Here is a 684-nt window from a genome sequence, read left to right as displayed (position 1 = left end):
GAACAGGTGCATCCGCGCCGAACGTATTGGAAACGGCGCGATTGAATGCTTGTTGCTGGTTTCGTCCCGCGCTGGACGCCCCGCTGAATGGAAGAGTATTCAGAACGGAGGACAAGCCTTTAAGGAATCGGGATTCGCTGACTTGCGCAACATGAAGCGGTATCCCAGCCTGCTTCGCGGTTGCAATAGAGCTTGCGATGGCTGGTTGCATCGCCTCTCCCGCTCTACGCGCGGCAGTTCCTGCCAACCCAGATACAGCCTGGCCTGCTGCACCGCCTGCGGCACCGATAGCTGCACGTTCCGCCCGACTTTCATCCCCTACAGTAGGCTGCAAACCAGAAAAAACAGCCCCCCTCACAGCGGACTCCGCGTACGGCGCTGCTCTAGCCAATCGCCCAGCTAATGATGCTCCGCGCCCTGCTGGAACAGCAGCTTGTGCAATCTGCCCGGCAATGTTCCCAGCTAGGCCAGCCCCTGTGTCCATCAAGGGCTTATCTCGCACACGAGCCTCAGCGGCTTCGCGGTCCGCGCACTCACCAACACCAAAGCGCTCATCTATGGCCTTAGTGGCGACCCCGCTAAGTCCGAAAAGGTACGGGGCAGCCTCAGAGGAGAGAAGCTGAGCAGCGCCGGTAGCTGAGTCCATGATGGACTTGCCAGCGCCAGCAAAGAACTTCTCTAGAC

The 684-nt window shown here is 59.6% G+C and carries 1 protein-coding gene; it reads right to left on the bottom strand.

Annotation, left to right across the window (positions count from 1 at the left end; genetic code table 11):
* Positions 1–211 (bottom strand): hypothetical protein (locus ACFCYN_RS25455; RefSeq protein ID WP_375952974.1); only part of this gene is annotated, 211 nt, incomplete at its 3' end.
* Positions 212–684 lie beyond the last annotated feature (473 nt).

The sequence above is a fragment of the Gottfriedia sp. NPDC056225 genome, from assembly GCF_042267765.1.
GTDB lineage: Bacteria > Bacillota > Bacilli > Bacillales > Bacillaceae_G > Gottfriedia.
The sequence above is the reverse complement of the archived record's forward strand: the minus strand, read 5'-3'. Positions and strand labels throughout refer to the sequence as shown.